Genomic DNA, 17,383 nt, shown 5'->3' on the forward strand with positions numbered 1-17,383 from the left:
ACCAAGCAAGTGTCCCAAGGAAAAGACAGTCAAAAACAGTACCAACCAAGCACACCCCGAAACCCAGTTCCGAAGCGACTCAGCCAGCCCACACGTTGACCATCCAAACACCCTGTTGAGTTCTCAAACAACACGCACTAATCAGATCTGAAACTTCTTGGAAGTTCCTCTCCGACCGGAGCGGCTCCAGTAACTTATCAGGCCGGTTTTCGGGCCGTTTTGGCCCCCCGATCGATTCATTCGGAGATTTGCCCTTTAGGTCCTCGTCCAGGTCCTTTCGGTTTTCCTGTCCGTTTCCCCCGCGGGCAAAGACAAATTTACGCGACGGATAACCGGGGTTCGCAAGGGGGGTGCGTGCTCGGCGCCACACTCTTGCGAACCCCGCGTTTCCGCTGGTCAGTCCGCGAATGGGGTTAGCCGCGGCGGCTCTTGCCCCTGGCTTCCTTCTCTTTGGCGACCCGTTCGAGCGTCTCGGCGCGGCGCTCCTTGCGCTCGGCGAGGCGTTCGTCGGCGCCCTTGCGGTCGCTGATCTCGAAGCGGGCGTCGGTGCCGCGGGGGCCGACGGTCGCGACGATGTTGGGATCGGTCGGCTGCCACTCGAATTCGTGGTCGGCGATCCGGACGATCGAGCCGGGGACGGCCCCCTGCTTCACGAGTCCGTCTTCCACACCGAGGTTGGCGAGGCGGTCCGCGAGGTAGCCGACCGCTTCTTCGTTCTCGAAGTTGGTCTGGCCGATCCAGCGCTCGGGCTTGGCACCGGAGACGACGAACTCGACGTCGCCTTCGTAGGCCGGCACGACCTTCTTGATGGAGAAGCCGGAGTCGTCGACGGCCGCCGGGCGGATGACGGTGCGGGTGGCCTCGACCGGGGGCTGCGCGGCGCGGTACTCCTGGACGAGCTTCGCGAAGGCGAAGTTCAACTCCTTCAGGCCCTCGCGGCTGACGGCGCTGACGAGGTAGACCGGCCACCCGTACTTCTCAAGGTCGCCGCGGACGTACTCGGCGAGCTCGCGGCCGTCGGGGATGTCGGTCTTGTTGAGGACGATGATGCGCGGCCGGTCGGCGAGGCCGCCGTACTCGGCGAGCTCGTGCTCCAGGGCGTCGATGTCGGAGACCGGGTCGCGGTCGCTTTCGAGGCTGGCGGTGTCGACCACGTGGGCGAGGACCGCGCAGCGCTCGATGTGCCGCAGGAACTGGAGGCCGAGGCCCTTGCCGGCGGCGGCGCCCGGGATGAGGCCCGGGACGTCGGCGATCGTGTAGGTCGTCTCCCCCGCGGACACGACGCCGAGGTTCGGGGCGAGCGTGGTGAAGGGGTAGTCGGCGATCTTGGGCCGGGCGGCCGACATCGCGGCGATGAGGGAGGACTTCCCCGCGGAGGGAAAGCCGACGAGGCCGACGTCGGCGACGCTCTTGAGTTCGAGCACCACGTCGAGTTCGTCGCCGGGCTCGCCGAGTTCGGCGAAGCCGGGGACCTTCCGCTTGGAGCTGACGAGGGCGCGGTTGCCGCGGCCGCCGCGGCCGCCCTGGGCCACGGTGATCTCGGTGCCGTCGCCGGTCAGGTCGGCGAGGACCTCGCCATTGGAGTAGATGACGGTGCCGTTGGGGACGGCCACCCGGATGGACTCGCCCGTCGCGCCGTCGCGGTTGGACCCCTGGCCGTGCTTGCCGTTGCCGCCCTGGAGGCGGGTCTGGAAGTGGAAGTCGAGCAGCGTGTGCACGTTCGGGTCGACGACGAAGACCACATCACCCCCGTGCCCGCCGTTGCCGCCGTCGGGGCCGCCGAGCGGCTTGAACTTCTCACGGTGGACCGACACGCAGCCGTTGCCACCTTTACCGGCAATGACCTGGAGATTCACGCGGTCTACGAAACTTGTCACCGCTCAAGGGTAGCCACCCCGGGGACCCCTGGAGACGGAGGCCGAAGCACATGCTAAAGTTTCTCCTCGTGCGAGGGACACCGGCGGAAAGCGCCGCGTCCACTCAATCACCAAGCGCCGCTAGCTCAACTGGCAGAGCAGCTGACTCTTAATCAGCGGGTTCGGGGTTCGAGTCCCTGGCGGCGCACCACACAAGAGGTCCTGGTCACAGGGCCTCTTTTGGTTTGTGCGGAACAGCGTGTGCGAGGGCCCGGCCGCGGGTGCGGCCGGGCCCTCGTGCGTCTAGGTGTAGTCCGCGAACAGCGAGTCGGACTGCTGGACGAAGTCGGCCCAGGTCTCCTCGGCGGATTCGGCGCTCACGTTCTCGTTGTCGTACAGGGTCGAGGAGATCGTGACGTCGAGGCTGCCGAGTGCGACGTGCAGCGTGTACGAGGTGCTGTCCCCGTAGTCGTAGCTGTAGAGGCTGCCGGCGTCGCCGTAGCCGTCCCAGTCGGCGTAGGTGTAGCCGGCCTCCTCGTTGTAGTACTCCGAGTCGGACGCGACGCTGTCGGTGACCTCGCTCGCGGACTCCCTGTCGCTGAGGTAGATGGACACCGAGGTGAAGTCCTCGTTGTAGAACGTGCACGTCAGCGACGGCAAACCGCCGGTCGTGGACGCGGAGCTGTAGGTGGAGTCCGGGTCAAGGGAGCCGTAGTTCGACTCGAACGAGTCGAGGCCGAACGCGGAGCAGGCCTCCTCGTTCATCTCGACGGCCGCTTGGTCGCCGCCGTTGTCGCCGCCGTCGTCCCCTCCGTTGTCGCCGCCGTTGTTGCCGCCGTCGTCGCCCCCGTTGGTCGTCGAGTTGTCCTGGGCGCCTTGGACCACGATGAGGATCACCGTGAAGATGATCGCGAGCACGAGCACGACCGTGCCGCCGATGAGCCACAGCGTGTTCTGCTGGCGCCCGGGGGGCTGCTGGCCGTAGGGGCTCGGGTAGCCCGGCTGCGAGGGGTAGGTCATCTGGTCCACTCCCTGGGGATCGTTCGTGCTTCGCACTCACTGTATCGCCGAGCGTCCAAGGAGGTTCGCCCGGCGTTTGCCGGGGACGCGCTCGGTGCGGGAGCCGGGGCGGGCCTCTAGACTCGGAGGCGACCGCGACGCGGCTCGCGTCAGCCCGTTCCGAACCGCGATTGGCCGATCATGCAGAACCCGTTCCACCAGCACCTGGACGAGCTCAACGAACTCCTCGTCGACATGGCCCGCCGCGTGGCCGACGCCATCGAGCGGGCCAGCGCGGCCCTCCTGGAGGGCGACACCGCGGCCGCCGAAGCGGTGGTCGCGGAGGACCAGCACGTCAACGCGCTCCAGTTCCGCGTGGACGACCGGATCATCGAGCTCATGACGCAGTACGACGCGGTGGCGTCGGACCTGCGGTTCGTGCTGGGCGCGGTGCGGATCTCGGTGGACCTGGAGCGGATGGGCGACCTGGCGAAGCACGTGGCGAAGTCGGTGCTGCTGCGCGCGCCCGCGGCGGTGATCCCGGATTCGCTGCGGCCGGACTTCGCGGCGATGGGGGCCGCGGCGGGGCGGGTCGCGGAGAAGCTGGTGGTGGTGCTGGAGGACCAGGACCAGCTGCTGGCGACGCAGATGGGTCTGGACGACGACGAGCTGGACGCGATCCAGGAGCGGATCCACGCGCAGCTCCCGGGCCTGGGGTACGGGCCGCAGACGGCGGGGGACGTGGCGCTGCTGGCGCGGTTCTTCGAGCGGTTCGGGGACCACGCGGTGCGCATCTCGCACCAGGTGGTCTACGCCGTCACAGGGGACGTGCACCTCGACCGTTCATAACGGTCTGGTCACGGACGGGCCGAGACCGGGTTAAAGTGCCAGGTCAGAGGCCCGCGTTTTTGGTCTCTCCGTCGCCGTTGCGAATCGCGCTCAGTCGTTCACCTTGAGTTCAGCTTCACGTCAGCGGGTGAACACCGGCTCTGGGTTTGATGGCTGCGGACAGTGAAGAAGCGACCCGGGCCCCTTCCGGGAGACGGAGTAGAGACCAGCTGTGAACATGAAACTGAACCGCCGGACCATTTTCGGCACCATCACCGCGGGTGCGCTCGCCATGAGCATGGCGGCCTGCGGCGGCGGCAGCGACGACGAGGCCGGCGACGGCGACCTGGCTTCCGGTGAGATCACGGGTTCGGGCGCCTCCTTCCCGGATGCGTTCTACGCCGCGGCGATCGAGGCGTACGCCGAGGTCAACCCCGAGCTTGTCGTCACCTACAACGCCGTCGGCTCCGGCACGGGCAAGTCCGAGTTCGGCGAGGGCCTGAACGACTTCGCGGGCTCCGACTCCCTGGTCAAGGACGGCGACGGACCCGCGGAGGGCTCGTTCCAGTACATCCCGACCGTGGCGGCCCCGATCACGGTGTCGTACAACCTGCCGGGCGTGGACGGCCTCCAGCTCGACCAGGAGACGCTGGCCAACATCTTCCAGGGCGCGATCACCACTTGGAACGACGACGCGATCGCCGCCACCAACCCGGACGTCGAGCTCCCGGACACCGCGATCACGATCGCGCACCGCTCGGACGGCTCGGGCACCACCTCGAACTTCACCAAGTTCCTCGACGAGGCCACCGACGCGTGGACGCTCGGCGCGGGTGACGAGATCACCTGGCCCGAGGGCTCCATCGGCGGCGAGAAGAACACCGGCGTCGCGACCGTGATCACCCAGACCGAGGGTGCGATCGGCTACGTCGACCTCGCCGACGCGTCCGAGACCGGCCTGGTCACCGCGTCGATCGAGAACGCCGACGGCGCGTTCATCCAGCCGACGCTGGACGCCACCACCGCGGCCCTTGAGGGCGCGGAGGTCGCCGAGGACCTGTCGTACAACCCGCTGAACGCGGCCGGCGCCGAGACCTACCCGATCGTCGCGCCGACGTACATCCTGCTCCACACCGAGTACGAGGACGAGAACGTCGCCGCCGGCGTCAAGGAGTTCGTGAACTACCTGCTCACCGACGGCCAGGACATCGCCGCGGACAACAACTTCGCTCCGCTGCCCGACGCGCTGCGCCAGCAGGCGGTCGACGCCCTGAACGAGACGATTGCCTAGGACCACGGAATCCGACGACCCCAACGGCCGCAGCGCCGCTGGGGTTTTCGGCCGCTCCGCTCACGAAAACGGAGAGACTCTCTTGACCACTACGGCATCCCCCGAATCGCCCCCGCAGGTGGACCTCGGCGGGGAGGCTCGCTCCCGCCGGACCGACAAGGGCTTCACCGGGCTGGTGGCCCTCGCCGGCCTGACCGTGCTCGTCGTGCTGGGCCTGATCCTGGTGACCACGTCGGTGCAGGCGTGGCCCGCGATCGCGCACGACCCGGTCGAGTTCCTCACCGGGACCGACTGGGTTCCCGGCGACGAGATCTTCGGGACCCTCCCGTTCCTGTACGGCACCCTGGTGACCTCGGTGATCGCGATGGTCGTCGCGGTGCCGGTGTCGATCGGGATCGCGCTGTTCATCACGGAGGTCGCGCACCGGCGCTCCCGCAAGTACATCGTCACGATCGTCGACCTGCTCGCCACCGTCCCGTCGGTGGTGTTCGGCCTGGTCGGCAGTATCGTCCTGATCCCGTGGGTCACGCCGATCTACCAGTGGTGGGCGGGGGTCGTGGCCCCGGTCCCGGGCCTGAACGCGATCTTCGACGAGACGAACACCGGCCGCAACTACTTCACGGCCGGGCTGATCCTCGCGGTCATGTGCATCCCGATCATCACGTCGATCTCGCGGGAGGTCTTCGCGACCGTGCCCGAGATCGACAAGCAGGGCGCGTACGCGCTCGGCGCGACCCGCTGGGAGATGATCAAGGGCGCGATCCTCCCCCACTCGTTCGGCGGCCTGGTCGGCGCCTCGATGCTCGGCCTGGGCCGGGCGATGGGCGAGACGATCGCGGTGGCCCTGGTCATCGGCGGTTCGCTCACCGTCGGCACGAACCTGTTCGAGCCCGGCAACACGATGGCCGCGGTCATCGCCCAGCAGTGGGGCGAGTCGAGCGGCATGCACACCGAGGCCCTGATCGGGATCGGCGTCGTGCTGTTCGCGATCACGGTCCTGATCAACTTCCTCGCCCGCACCGTGGTCAGGCGCGCGGAGATCAAGATGAAGGGTGCCCACTCATGACGGCGCTGCAAGGACAGACCCCGCCCGACCTGTCGGGCCGCAACCTGTCGTTCCGGCGGGCCTTCGCGAACCGGGCCGCCACTTCGCTCATCGCGCTGTGCGTGCTCGTCGCGGCGCTGCCGCTGGCGCTCGTGGCGTGGGAGGTCGTGTCGAAGGGCGCGTCGGCGTGGAGCCTGGCGTGGTTCATCGACGAGATCCCGCGCAACTACCGCACCGAGGGCCCGGGCATGGGCCCGGCGATCCTGGGCACGCTCACGATCACCGGCATGGCCGCGCTGATGTCGATCCCGATCGGCGTGCTGGGCGCGGTGTACCTCAACGAGTACGGCAAGAACAAGCCGCTGGCGCGGTTCATCCGCACCATGGCCGACGTCATGACCGGCGTCCCGTCGATCATGATGGGCCTGTTCATCTACGTCGGCTACGTGATCGTCATCGGCGACAAGACCGGCTTCGGCGGGGCGCTGGCCCTGGCGTGCCTGATGCTGCCGATCGTGATCCGCTCGACCGAGGAGATGCTGCGGCTGGTCCCCGACGAGCTGCGGCAGGCCTCGTCGGGCCTGGGCGCGCGCAAGTGGCGCACGGTGCTCGGCGTGGTGCTCCCGGCCGCGTCGTCGGGCATCACCTCGGGTTCGCTGCTGGCCGTGGCCCGCGCCGCGGGCGAGACCGCGCCGATCATCGTCACGGTGGGCCTGACCTACATCTACAAGCCGGACCTGTTCGACGGCCAGAACACGACGCTCGCGGCGCAGATCTTCCGCAACGCGAGCCAGCCGTTCGCCGCCTCGCAGGAGCGCGCGTGGGGCGCGGCCCTGACCCTGATCGCCATCGTCTTCGTGTTCACCATCCTGTCCCGGATCATCGCGGCGCGCTTCGCCATCGACAAGCGCTAGCGCACCGCGAACCTGGTCTCGCAAACGAGGAAGGGCCCCGCCTTGAGGCGGGGCCCTTCCTCGTCTGTGCTCTTCGTCGTACCGGATCTAGCCGAAGCGGCCGGTGACGTAGTTCTCGGTGCGCTCGTCGGAGGGGGTGGTGAAGATCCGCTGCGTGTCGTCGAACTCGACGAGGACGCCGGTGCGGGTGTCGCTGAGCTCGTTGACCTCGGTCGAGAAGAACGCGGTCTTGTCGGAGACGCGGGCGGCCTGCTGCATGTTGTGCGTGACGATGACGATCGTGAACTGCTTGGCCAGGTCGACCATGAGCTCCTCGATGCGGGCCGTCGCGATCGGGTCGAGCGCCGAGCAGGGCTCGTCCATGAGGACGACCTCGGGTGCGAGCGCGATCGTGCGGGCGATGCACAGCCGCTGCTGCTGGCCGCCGGAGAGGGCCAGCGCGGACTGCTTGAGCTTGTCCTTGACCTCGTCCCAGAGGGCGGCCTTCTTGAGGGAGTCCTCGACGATCCCGGCGAGCTCGGAGCGCTTGACGCCGTGGATGCGGGGGCCGTACGCGACGTTGTCGAAGATGGACTTCGGGAACGGGTTGGCCTTCTGGAAGACCATGCCGATGCGGCGGCGGACCTCGACGGGGTCGACGCCCTGGTCGTAGATGTTCTTGCCGCGGTAGGCGACGGTGCCGGCGACGCGGGCGCCGGGCACGAGGTCGTTCATCCGGTTGAGGGAGCGCAGCAGGGTGGACTTGCCGCAGCCGGACGGGCCGATGAGCGCGGTGATCTCGTTCTTGGCGACGGTGAAGTTGACGTTCTTGACGGCGTGGAAGGAGCCGTAGAAGACGTCGACGTCCTTGATGTCGAAGACGGTGGCGGTGTCGGCGCCGCCGCCGGGGGCCCGCTGGTGCGCCGGCTGGGGGGCCGCCGTGAGGCGCCGCGGGTCGACGGTGGGGCGGGCCGCGGGCAGTGCCGGGTCGCTCATGATCGCTCCTTCTGCATGGGACGCAGGTCGGGATGTCAAGCAGGGCTGGGCCGAGGATAGGCCGGGCGAGTAGCGGCGGATTCACTCTCCGGTGAACCGGGGGTGAACGCGAGGGCCCGGCTCGGTCTCGCACCGGGTCCCGTTGGAATCGGCGGAAACTGGACGGCGGACAGTGGCGGCGGCGATACTTGGCGCCATGTTCAGATTCTTGATACGGCTGGTGCTGACGGCGCTGGCCCTGTGGCTCGCGACGGCGATCGTCGGCGGTATCACCCTGTACGGGGACTCCACGGGCGCGAAGTTCGTGTCGCTGTTGTTGGTGGCGTTGATCTTCACGCTGGTGAACACCTTGGTGAAGCCGATCGTGATGATGGTCGGCTGCGCGCTGTACGTGCTGACGCTGGGCCTGTTCGGCCTGGTGGTCAACGCGCTCATGTTCTGGCTCACCGGATGGGTGTCGGAGCAGCTGTCGCTCGGGTTCGCGGTGGACGGGTTCTGGCCGGCGTTCTGGGGCGCGATCATCGTGTGGATCGCGATGTGGGTCATGGACCTGCTGTCGCCGCGGCGCCAGGAAGTGGACTAAAAGGAGTACGCGGAAGGGGGCGGCCGGTCGGCCGCCCCCTTCCGCGTTGCTCGGTCCCTAGAAGGGCAGTCCGGTGGACGGCCCGGTCGCGACGTCGCGGATGTTGTCGTCGCGCTTCTTCGTGCCGGCGCCCGAGTTGAACGGGATCGGTCCCTGGGGCCCGGGTGCCTTGCCGAGTCGGCGCCGCATGATGTTCAGGTTGTGCAGTCCGGCGAGCGCGTAGGTCCGGATGCGCTCGAACTGCTTGGTCTTCTTGGCGGTCTTGAGCTTCTGCACGGCGCCGTAGTGGAGCTTGCGGGCGCGGTCCAGGGCCGCCGCGGCCTCGGTGTCGCCGACGGAGGCCGGGGCGATCTGGAGCTGCTTCCCGAGGAGCTCGGTCCACGCTTCGGCGTCGGTCTTGGCCCGGGCTTTTCGGCGGCGCCGTCCCTCGATGAAGGACCGCAGTCCGAGGACCGCTGCGAAGATGAGGACGATCGCGACGATTGCGGCGAACGCGGTGGTAGAGGTTTCAATGGCGTCTTTCATCGTCACCCCCCGTGACCAGTGCTGTTGATGTCGGTCTGAATATTATTCCATTCGAGCCCTGCAATTGTGAAAGTCCCCCTGGTTCGGCGATTCCGTGAATTCTCGGGAAAATGCCGCGGAACCGTGGTGTCCTGGAGGGCTTCCCAGGAGGGGGCCCGGCCAACCCGCGGGCCAGCGCCGGGGGCGCGCGGACGCCGGCGGCGGTGGCGGTGGCGCGCCGAAGGCGCGACCCGATGGAGTGAATGTCGCTCGCGGATTCCGCGAGTGTGATTCGTGAAGAATCCGAGGCCGCATGCGCCGCAGCGATTTAGGGAACTGGGACACGGCTCTGTCCAAAACCTGATAGTGACGGATAGTCGACGTTTCGCTTGCCATGCGGCGGCTATGGTAAGAGCCGTCCTGGGGACTCGAAAGGCTCCTTGGAAGGAGGAGATCCATGTTGACCCACACATGGAGGAAGAGCAGCAGGTCGGGCCCGAACGGCGCCTGCGTTGAGGCCAGGCTCGCCGATGAGGGCGTGGAGATCAGGGACACCAAGCTGACGGTGAGCCCGATTCTTCGCGCCGGTCGGGCCGATTGGGCCTCGCTGCTGCGGACATCCGGCAGGTAGGGACGGAGCGAGGGGGCGACCGCCTACCGCGGTGGCCGCCCCCTCGCATCGGCGCTAGAGCGACTTCAGGTGGTGGGCCTGTCGCTCGATGAACTCAAGGCTGCGCCCCGGGTCGAGCGCGGCCGACCGGAGGAACCCGAAGATCTCGTGGAACGGCTCCACATCCTCGCCCTCCTCGTAGACGTCGCCGTTGTGGCCCTCGATGTAGACCACGTCGGGGTGGCGGTAGCCCGGGTCGACCTCCCCGTCGAGCTCCCCGAAGCCGAGGATCGTGAACGAGGACAGCATCCCCGGGTAGGCCCCTCCTTCGAACGGCAGCACCTGGAGGTGCACGTTCGGCAGCGAGCCGAGTTCGAGGAGGTTCTGGAGCTGGTCGATCATGACCTTCGGCCCGCCCAGGACGCGGCGGATCGCGGCCTCGTCGATGACGTTCCAGATCTTCAGGTCCCCGCGCAGCCGCTGCTGGCGCTCCATGCGCAGGTCGATCCGCTGGTCCATGTACCGCAGAGAGCGTTCAGGGACCATGCTGAACGTGTGCCGGGCGTACTCGCGGGTCTGGAGGAGGCCGTTGATGATGAGGCCGTCGTAGACGTTCAGGCTGGAGGCGTCCTGCTCCAGGCCCACATAGGTCGCGTACGGCGGGGAGATGGTGTCCGAGTAGCGGGCCCACCAGCCGCGCTTGCGGCCGTCGCGGGCCAGGCGCACCAGCTCGTCGACGAGCTCGGCGTCCTCGACGCCGTAGACCTCGACGAGGGCCTGCACGTCGCGGGGCTTGATGCCGACGCGCCCGAGCTCCATCCGGTAGATGGTGGAGCTGGTGACCTCCAGCGCGGCCGCGGCGTCGTCGGCGCCCTTGCCGGACTTCTCGCGCAGGTCCCGCAGGATCTTCCCGGCGCGGCGGCGACGGACGGTGGGGCTGCCGCTCGAAGGCATCGCCTTGCCTCCCAACTTCTTCGGCAGATCGCTGTCAGCGTTGTCGTTCGATGTTCCCATTTGACACCCTGATCTCTCCGGATTCGGTGAGTGACGCACCGGTCGGGGAGGACTTCTGGCCGCTCGTCCGGTCGCGCCTGTCGGGAGGAGGAATCGCCACCCGATCCGGTTATACCTCTTGCATCCAAAATCTGCATGTGCAATTCTACTGTACGGAGGGGCTACCCGCCTCCCCCGACTGTACCGATTCGACACCGCACCTCGGCGACGACCAGGGCACACTGCGGTTCCTCGGCCCGATCACGCAGGGCCACAAGGGATCCAGTCCGTTACGAAGACCTGAAAGGCAGCCTGCGTTGCGCAGTCCGTACACACTCGACAATCCGCCGCCGGACGAGCCGCCCAGCGAAGTGCTGGTGCCGAGCCTCTGGCGCGTCCAGGCGCGCTGGTGGAAGCGCCACACCCCCGCACTCGACCAGCAGGGCGCGAAGCACCCCGTGTGCGGGCACTGCGGCCAGTCCTGGCCCTGCCACTCGTGGGCGTGCTGGGACGGCCAGCTCGGCCAGGCCGTGCACCAGTCCGACGCCCCGGCCACTGGCAAGGGTGCAGCCCAGATCGAAGCCCCGGCCGCCGACGACGGGGCCGGCGTGAGCGCCCCGTCCCGGTCCCTGGCGCTCACCGGAACCCCCGAGCACTGACCCGCGGCGCCGCACCGACGGCGGCGCCGCGACGGCCTCCCCCCGAAACGCGACGGATCCGAAGATCGCCCGATCCAGCGCGTAGCCTCAGCGGCCCCCGGTCGTTAGACCCGGGAGAGATAGTCCGACGCTTGTCAAATTTACGGCTCGCAAGCGTCGCCGAGGAGGCGGAGCAGCACTGGCAGGGCTTCGCCGAGAAGGGGAAAGCCGCCCGATGCTGAGCACGCGCAACCTCAAGGCCGGCGATGTCCTGGACGGGCGCTACCGGCTCGAACGCCGCGTCGGCGGCGGCGGCATGGGCGACGTCTGGGAAGGCACCGACACGATCCTGTGGCGCACCGTCGCGGTGAAGGTGCTCCTCGCCGACCTCGTCGACGACCGCGGCTTCCGCGAGCGGTTCCGCCGCGAGGCCCGCGCCATCGCCGTCATGCAGGGCCCCGGCGTCGTCGAGGTCTACGACTACGGCGAGATCGAGGACGAGGACGCCCAGCTCGCGTACCTCATCATGGAGTTCGTCGACGGCAAGCCGCTCTCGCGGCTCCTCGGCCTCTGGGGCAAGCTCGGCACCGCCGAGACCCTCCAGGTCGTCGGCGGCGTCGCCGAGGCGCTCCAGGTCGCGCACGCCGCCGGGATCGTCCACCGCGACATCAAGCCCGGCAACATCCTCGTCCGCGGCGACGGCTCGGTCGTCCTGGTGGACTTCGGGATCGCCCGCGCCAACCACAACCTGACGCTCACCACCACCGGGGTGGTGCTCGGCACCGTCACGTACATGTCCCCCGAGCAGGCCGCAGGCGAGAACCTCACCCCTGCTTCGGACCTGTACTCGCTGGGCGTCGTCGCCCACCAGTGCCTCGCCGGGGCGCCGCCGTTCCGCGCCGACACCCCGCTCGGGGTGCTCTCGGCGCACCTGCGCAACGCCCCGCCGCCGCTGCCCGCGGAGATCCCGTACGAGGTCGCCGAGATCGTGCGCCGCTCGCTCCAGAAGGACCCGTCCTCGCGCTGGCCCGACGCGGCCTCGCTCGCCGGGGCCTGCCGGGAGGTGCGCACCGCGCTCCTGACCCGACCGCGGAACGCGCCCGCCCGGACCCGGATGATGGACCGGCGGGACGTGAACGAGCCGTCCGCCGCGCACCCGGTCGCACCGCCACCGCCCGCGCCGGGGCCGCCTGCGCCGCAGCACGCTCCGGTCTCGCAGCCGCCGCAGACCGGTCGGCAGCCGGGGCCGCAGACCGGCGCGCACCGGCGTCCCGCGGGGGCCGGGCCGACCCCCTCGGGGCAGCATCCCGTGTACCGCACCGACGGCCACTCGCTGCCGCCGGTCACCGGCGCGCACCGCGTCCCCACGCCGCCCACCGGCATCGTGCCGCCGCCGCAGGAGGCGCCCCGGGAGCGGCCGCGGCGCCGCGGCCTGTGGATCACGCTCGCCGCGACCCTCGCGGGGATCGCCGCGGTCAGCGCCATCGCCACCACCCTCCCGTGGGGCGACGGCGACGGGGGCGACGGCCCGCTGGCGAACCGGTCCGGGACCGCCGACACCGATGTGCAGGGCCAGAACGGCGACGACGGCCACTGGGTGGACGACGAGGACGACGAGGAGGGCGCGACCACGCCCGACCCGAGCGACTCCGCTTCCGCCCCAGGCGAGACCGACCCGTCCGCGCCCCCCACCTCCGGGCCCTCGCTCAACCCGACCGGGTCGGCGAGCGCCACCGAGAGCAGCTCCCCCACGCCGCCCGCGAAGGCGAGCGTCCCCGGCGTGGTCGGCCAGACCGAGGCCGACGCGCGCTCGCGGATCGAGGAGGCGGGCCTGACCCCGGCGGTCGAGTACGAGGGCGAGGGCGACGCGAAGTGCAGCGTCGTGCGCCAGTCCCCCAGCGGCGGCGCCGAGGCCGACCAGGGGTCGACGGTGCAGATCACGGTCCGCCGGGCGGCCGACGCCGAGGCGTGCAAGCCCGAGTCGGAGGAGACCCCCGGCCCCGGGGACGACGAGCAGTAGACGGAGCACGAGGAAGCGCCCGGGGCCATCGGCCCCGGGCGCTTCCCGTTGTGCTGCTTACTGTCCCGCCGCCGCGCGGGCCGCTTCGAGCTGGTCGAGCGCGGCGAGGAGGTCGTCGAGCGCGCGGCCCTGCTCCTCGTTCGTGCCCGAGGCCTGGGCCTCCTCGTACGCCGCCTGCGCGGCGAGGACGTTGTCGATCGCGGCCTCGACTTCAGGCGGCTCGCCGGTGTCGGGCGCCTCCGTCGTCGGGGCCTCGGTGGTCGGCGTCTCCGAAGGCGTCTCGGACGGGGACTCCCCGCCGTCCTCGCCCTCGGTCTGCTCGGCCTCGCTCGGCGCACCCGAGACGTACTTCATCACCACCATGTTCAGCGCCTCCTCGAACGTCGGCGCGAAGCCCACGTAGCCGCCGTAGCTGATGGCGACGTTCGTGAGCACCGGCAGGTCCTCGCCCTGCCCGCCCGCCTGTCTGCGCAGGTACATCGGTTCGAGGTAGAGGATGCCGTCGCCGATCGGCAGCGTCAGGAGGTTGCCCCACTCGACTGTGGTGCCCGTCTGCTGGGCGTCGCGCAGCGTCGTCACCACCTCCGATGTGGACGTGATGATCTGGTGGATCTGCCGCACGGACTGATCGTCGCCGCCCGCCACGTCGTACACCGTCAGCTGCGGATCGCCGTTCTCGTCGTAGTAGCCCGACATGAGCGACGCCAGCGCGTTCGGCCGGTTTCTCGGCGTGAAGCTGCTGGTGAGCTGGAAGAACGCCTCGCCTTCCTGGTCGGGGTACGTCGCGTACACGTAGTAGGCGGGCTGAGTCACCTCCTGCGCCTGCGACGGGTCCGAGGGCGTCGCCCACGCCTCGCCGCCCTCGATGAAGGTGCGGGACTCGTCCACGTGGTAGCGCTGGAGCAGGCTCCGCTGGACCTTGAAGAGGTCCTGCGGGTAGCGGAAGTGGTCCTGGAGCGCCTGCGGGGTCTCGTCCTTGGGGATGATGAGGTCGCCGCCGTAGATCGCGTTCCACGCCTTGAGGATCGGGTCCTCCTCGTCGAACTCGTACAGCTTCACCGATCCGTCGTAGGCGTTGACGACCGCCTTGACCGAGGAGCGGATGTAGTTGACCTCCTCGGACGCCTGGTTGGCGACGCCCTGGCCGGAGTACGTGTCGTTCGTCGCGTCGGCCAGGTTGACCCGGTCGGAGTACGGGAACTCGTTCGTCGTGGTGTAGCCGTCGACGATCCAGACGACCTCGCCGTCGACGACCGCCGGGTACGGGTCGGACTCCACGGTCAGGAACGGGGCGACCATCTGCACGCGCTCGCGGATGTTCCGGTTGTAGAGCAGCTGCGACTCTTCGTTGATCTGGTCGGACAGCAGGAACCGCGGCTCCTGGAACTCCCACGCGTAGAGCAGGCGCCGGGTGATCGAGCCGATCTCGACGCCGCCGTCGCCCTCGTAGGTGGTGTAGCGGTCGTCGCCGATCTCCTCGGCGTCCTCCTCGGGGGCGTCCTCGTCGACCACGGTGACGTCGGTCGGGCGGTCGTACTCGCGGGGCGTCTCGCCTTCGGGGACGCCGACGATCGCGTACTCGTTGTTCAAAAGCCCGTAGTAGATCTGGGGCTGCTCGACGTCGATGATGTCGTTGCCGATCTGGCAGTTCCCGGCGTCGTCCGAGAGCACGCCGGAGGTGAAGCACGGCGCGCCGCCGTCGCTCTCGGTCGTGGAGGCGGACACGAAGCCCCAGCCGTGCGTGTACACGGTGTGGGCGACGGTCCAGTCCTGCTGCTCGTCGGTGAGCTGGTCGGGGTTGAGCTCGCGCAGGCCCACCACGAAGTCCTCGGTGACCTCGTTGCCGTTCTCATCGGTGTAGGTGTACCGGTCGATGTCGAGCTTCTCGTTGAAGTCGTAGAAGCTGCGCGGCTGCTGGGCCTGGGTGAAGGCGTCGGAGACGACGAACGGGTCGATGAGGCGCACGTTGGAGATCGTCGGGTTCGACGTGTCGGGCAGGGCCGGGTCCTCGACGGTGGGGTTCGCCGGGCTGTCGGCGGAGGCCAGCTGGGTCGCGTCGGGCCGGGACTCGACCTCGTAGGAGACGGTCTCCAGGTTCTCCATGCCGTAGGCGTACCTGGTGCCGTCGATGGTGTGCTGGGCGTACTCGCCTTCCCGCTGGGGGCGGTTGGGCTCGACCTGGAAGTTGCGGACCACGGCCGGGTAGATGCCGCCCGCGGCGATCGCGGTGACCACGACGAGGCCGAGGGCCGCGGCGGGCAGCGCGAGCGAGCGGGTGAAGCCCCACGAGAAGACCAGGATGACGACCGCGGCGATGACGGAGACCCAGATGAGCGCGTTCTTGGCGTTCATGAGGGCGGTCATCTCGGTGTACCCGCCGCCGACGATGTCGGTGACCGGGTTCTCCTGGGTGGTGAAGTCGAAGCGGTCGAAGTAGTACGCGACGGCCTTGAGCCCCAGGAAGAGCGCGACGAGGACCGACAGGTGGATGCGCGCGACGTTCGTCATGCGGTCGCCCTGGCCGGAGAAGCGCAGCGCGCCGTAGAGGTAGTAGGCGCTCAGGGAGGCGAGGATGCCGACGACGACCGCGGCGAAGCCGAAGCCGATGAGGAACTGCCAGAACGGGAGCCGGAAGACGTAGAACCCGGCGTTCATGTTCAGGACCGGGTCGGTCCAGTCGAACTGGCCGCCTTCGCGGAACAGCAGCCAGGTCTCCCAGCGGCTCTGCGCGGACATGCCCGCGAAGACGCCGACGACGGCGGCGACGCCGCCGATCCACCAGCCGGCCTTCGGGGAGATGAGCTCGCGGTACCGCTCCAGGCCCTCCTGCTCGCTCGTCGCGGGCCACGTGTCGGGCCGGAAGCGGTAGGCGAGGTAGAGGTTGAGGCCGCACCAGGCGGCCATCGCGAGGGTGAAGACGCCGAACATCGCCAGGCGCGTCCACATCATCGTCGAGAACACCGAGGTGTACCCGACGGAGTCGTACCAGAGGTAGTCGGTGCGCAGGCTGACGAGCCAGCCGAGCACCGAGAGCAGGACAATCGCGCCCACGAGGAGTATCAGGACGTAGCGTCCTCGTCGGCTCATCCGTGGTGGGGCGGGCGTCCGGTTCGCCACTGAAGCAACTCCTTAGGGTCTGGCGGCGCGGGGGTCAGCAGGTCGTGACTTCCCCGCCGGCCGCTAGGGTCTCAAGCGCCGAGACCGCGTCTTCGAGCGTCTCGACTCTGACAATAGTCATATCGGCGGGCGCGCCGGTGACGGCGTCCGAACAGTTCGAAGCCGGGGCGAGGAAGACCTCGGCGTCCGCGTCCGCGGCGCCGGCGATCTTCTGCTGGATCCCGCCGATGCCGCCGACGTTCCCTTCTGGATCGATCTCGCCGGTCCCGGCGACGACCGTCCCGTCGGTGAGGTCGCCCTCGGTGACCCGGTCGACGATGCCGAGCGCGAACATCAGGCCCGCGGAGGGGCCGCCGATGTCGAGGGCGTCGGTGTCGATCTCGATGTTGTAGGGGTCGTCGTGGACGGACTGGAGGTCGGCGTCGCCGAGGACCACGCCGGGCACCTCGACGGCGGCACCGTCGCGCGTCACCGTCACCGTGGTTTCGCTGTCGGCGTAATCGGCCAGGGCCGTGAGGGAGGTGACGGCGGTCCCGTCGACCGCGGTGACGACGTCCCCTTCGAGGAGCCCCGCGGAGTCGGCGACGACGGAGATGACGGCGGGCTCGCCGAGGTACGCGAGGGCGGCCTGCTCGGCGTTCGACTGGGACTCGACCCAGTCGGCCTGCTGCTCCTCGGCGATCTCCTCCTCGGACTCGCCGGGCGGGTAGATGAGGTCGCGCGGAATGATCGCGTACTCATTGGACACCCAGTAGCGCAGGGCCTGGGCGAGGGTCACGGACTGCTTGACGCGCACCGTGGTCAGGCGCAGCTGCCCCTCGGAGGGGAACTCGGTGTCGGCGGTGATGATGGGGTGCTCGACGCCGTCGATCTCCTCGGAGCCGAGCACGTCCTCGGTGGGGCCGGGGCTGAACACCACGTAGGCGACGTCCATCGAGAGCGCCTGCCATGTCAGCAGCGCCACGAGCACGGCGCCCAACAGGACGGTGATTCCACGCCTTCGCATGCCG

Annotated in this window: 15 protein-coding genes and 1 tRNA gene; 9 read left to right on the top strand and 7 right to left on the bottom strand. The window is 69.1% G+C overall.

All coding sequences use genetic code 11. The annotated features are described in order from the left end of the window. Window positions 1-413: 413 nt before the first annotated feature. Complete coding sequence (gene obgE, locus B0I28_RS23685; RefSeq protein ID WP_106366345.1) at window positions 414-1,877, bottom strand: GTPase ObgE; 1,464 nt, start codon at window positions 1,875-1,877, stop codon at window positions 414-416. Window positions 1,878-1,991: 114 nt separating this feature from the next. Between obgE and B0I28_RS23690 the strand changes: the two genes are divergently transcribed. Further along, window positions 1,992-2,067: transfer RNA gene (locus tag B0I28_RS23690), tRNA-Lys, on the top strand. A gap of 92 nt (window positions 2,068-2,159) precedes the next feature. On the opposite strand, the gene B0I28_RS23695 is transcribed toward B0I28_RS23690, so the two are convergent. Next, on the bottom strand, window positions 2,160-2,876 hold the full coding sequence (locus B0I28_RS23695) for a hypothetical protein (RefSeq protein WP_146148215.1): 717 nt from the start codon (window positions 2,874-2,876) through the stop codon (window positions 2,160-2,162). Window positions 2,877-3,056: 180 nt separating this feature from the next. On the opposite strand from B0I28_RS23695, the gene phoU reads away from it, so the two are divergent. From phoU to pstA, 4 genes are all read left to right on the top strand, one after another. Continuing rightward, complete coding sequence (gene phoU / locus B0I28_RS23700) at window positions 3,057-3,704, top strand: phosphate signaling complex protein PhoU (RefSeq protein ID WP_106366347.1); 648 nt, start codon at window positions 3,057-3,059, stop codon at window positions 3,702-3,704. A 217-nt stretch (window positions 3,705-3,921) separates the two neighbouring features. Next, a complete protein-coding gene (gene pstS, locus B0I28_RS23705; protein ID WP_106366462.1) occupies window positions 3,922-4,974 on the top strand; it encodes a phosphate ABC transporter substrate-binding protein PstS in 1,053 nt (350 codons plus the stop codon). 82 nt (window positions 4,975-5,056) lie between these two features. Next, complete coding sequence (pstC, locus tag B0I28_RS23710) at window positions 5,057-6,040, top strand: phosphate ABC transporter permease subunit PstC (protein ID WP_245889087.1); 984 nt, start codon at window positions 5,057-5,059, stop codon at window positions 6,038-6,040. Then, complete coding sequence (gene pstA, locus B0I28_RS23715; RefSeq protein ID WP_106366349.1) at window positions 6,037-6,933, top strand: phosphate ABC transporter permease PstA; 897 nt, start codon at window positions 6,037-6,039, stop codon at window positions 6,931-6,933. Before pstC ends, pstA begins: the two co-directional genes overlap by 4 nt. Before the next feature lie 87 nt (window positions 6,934-7,020). Here the strand turns inward: pstA and pstB are convergent, their stop codons facing one another. Continuing rightward, window positions 7,021-7,908 (bottom strand): phosphate ABC transporter ATP-binding protein PstB, encoded by an 888-nt coding sequence (gene pstB, locus B0I28_RS23720; RefSeq protein ID WP_106366350.1) that lies wholly within the window; start codon window positions 7,906-7,908, stop codon window positions 7,021-7,023. Between the two features lie 196 nt (window positions 7,909-8,104). Between pstB and B0I28_RS23725 the strand changes: the two genes are divergently transcribed. After that, complete coding sequence (locus tag B0I28_RS23725; protein WP_106366463.1) at window positions 8,105-8,491, top strand: phage holin family protein; 387 nt, start codon at window positions 8,105-8,107, stop codon at window positions 8,489-8,491. A gap of 57 nt (window positions 8,492-8,548) precedes the next feature. Here the strand turns inward: B0I28_RS23725 and B0I28_RS23730 are convergent, their stop codons facing one another. Next, a complete protein-coding gene (locus tag B0I28_RS23730; RefSeq protein ID WP_106366351.1) occupies window positions 8,549-9,016 on the bottom strand; it encodes a hypothetical protein in 468 nt (155 codons plus the stop codon). A gap of 436 nt (window positions 9,017-9,452) precedes the next feature. Here B0I28_RS23730 and B0I28_RS23735 point away from each other — a divergent pair, with 436 nt between their 5' ends. Beyond that, complete coding sequence (locus B0I28_RS23735) at window positions 9,453-9,626, top strand: DUF397 domain-containing protein (protein ID WP_091054398.1); 174 nt, start codon at window positions 9,453-9,455, stop codon at window positions 9,624-9,626. Window positions 9,627-9,680: 54 nt separating this feature from the next. Here the strand turns inward: B0I28_RS23735 and B0I28_RS23740 are convergent, their stop codons facing one another. Next, window positions 9,681-10,619 carry a helix-turn-helix domain-containing protein gene (locus B0I28_RS23740; protein WP_106366352.1) on the bottom strand — a complete coding sequence of 313 codons (939 nt, stop codon included), beginning with the start codon at window positions 10,617-10,619 and terminating at the stop codon, window positions 9,681-9,683. Between the two features lie 296 nt (window positions 10,620-10,915). On the opposite strand from B0I28_RS23740, the gene B0I28_RS23745 reads away from it, so the two are divergent. Next, on the top strand, window positions 10,916-11,257 hold the full coding sequence (locus B0I28_RS23745; RefSeq protein WP_146148216.1) for a hypothetical protein: 342 nt from the start codon (window positions 10,916-10,918) through the stop codon (window positions 11,255-11,257). 214 nt (window positions 11,258-11,471) lie between these two features. Next, on the top strand, window positions 11,472-13,256 hold the full coding sequence (locus B0I28_RS23750) for a serine/threonine protein kinase (RefSeq protein ID WP_106366354.1): 1,785 nt from the start codon (window positions 11,472-11,474) through the stop codon (window positions 13,254-13,256). 57 nt (window positions 13,257-13,313) lie between these two features. On the opposite strand, the gene B0I28_RS23755 is transcribed toward B0I28_RS23750, so the two are convergent. Together B0I28_RS23755 and B0I28_RS23760 are read right to left on the bottom strand one after the other, a co-directional pair. Further along, on the bottom strand, window positions 13,314-16,307 hold the full coding sequence (locus tag B0I28_RS23755) for a UPF0182 family membrane protein (RefSeq protein WP_181245929.1): 2,994 nt from the start codon (window positions 16,305-16,307) through the stop codon (window positions 13,314-13,316). 100 nt (window positions 16,308-16,407) lie between these two features. Beyond that, window positions 16,408-17,379 (bottom strand): YlbL family protein, encoded by a 972-nt coding sequence (locus tag B0I28_RS23760; RefSeq protein WP_106366356.1) that lies wholly within the window; start codon window positions 17,377-17,379, stop codon window positions 16,408-16,410. Window positions 17,380-17,383: the final 4 nt, after the last annotated feature.

This window comes from Glycomyces artemisiae, from assembly GCF_003002955.1.
In the GTDB taxonomy this organism is placed as follows: domain Bacteria; phylum Actinomycetota; class Actinomycetes; order Mycobacteriales; family Micromonosporaceae; genus Glycomyces; species Glycomyces artemisiae.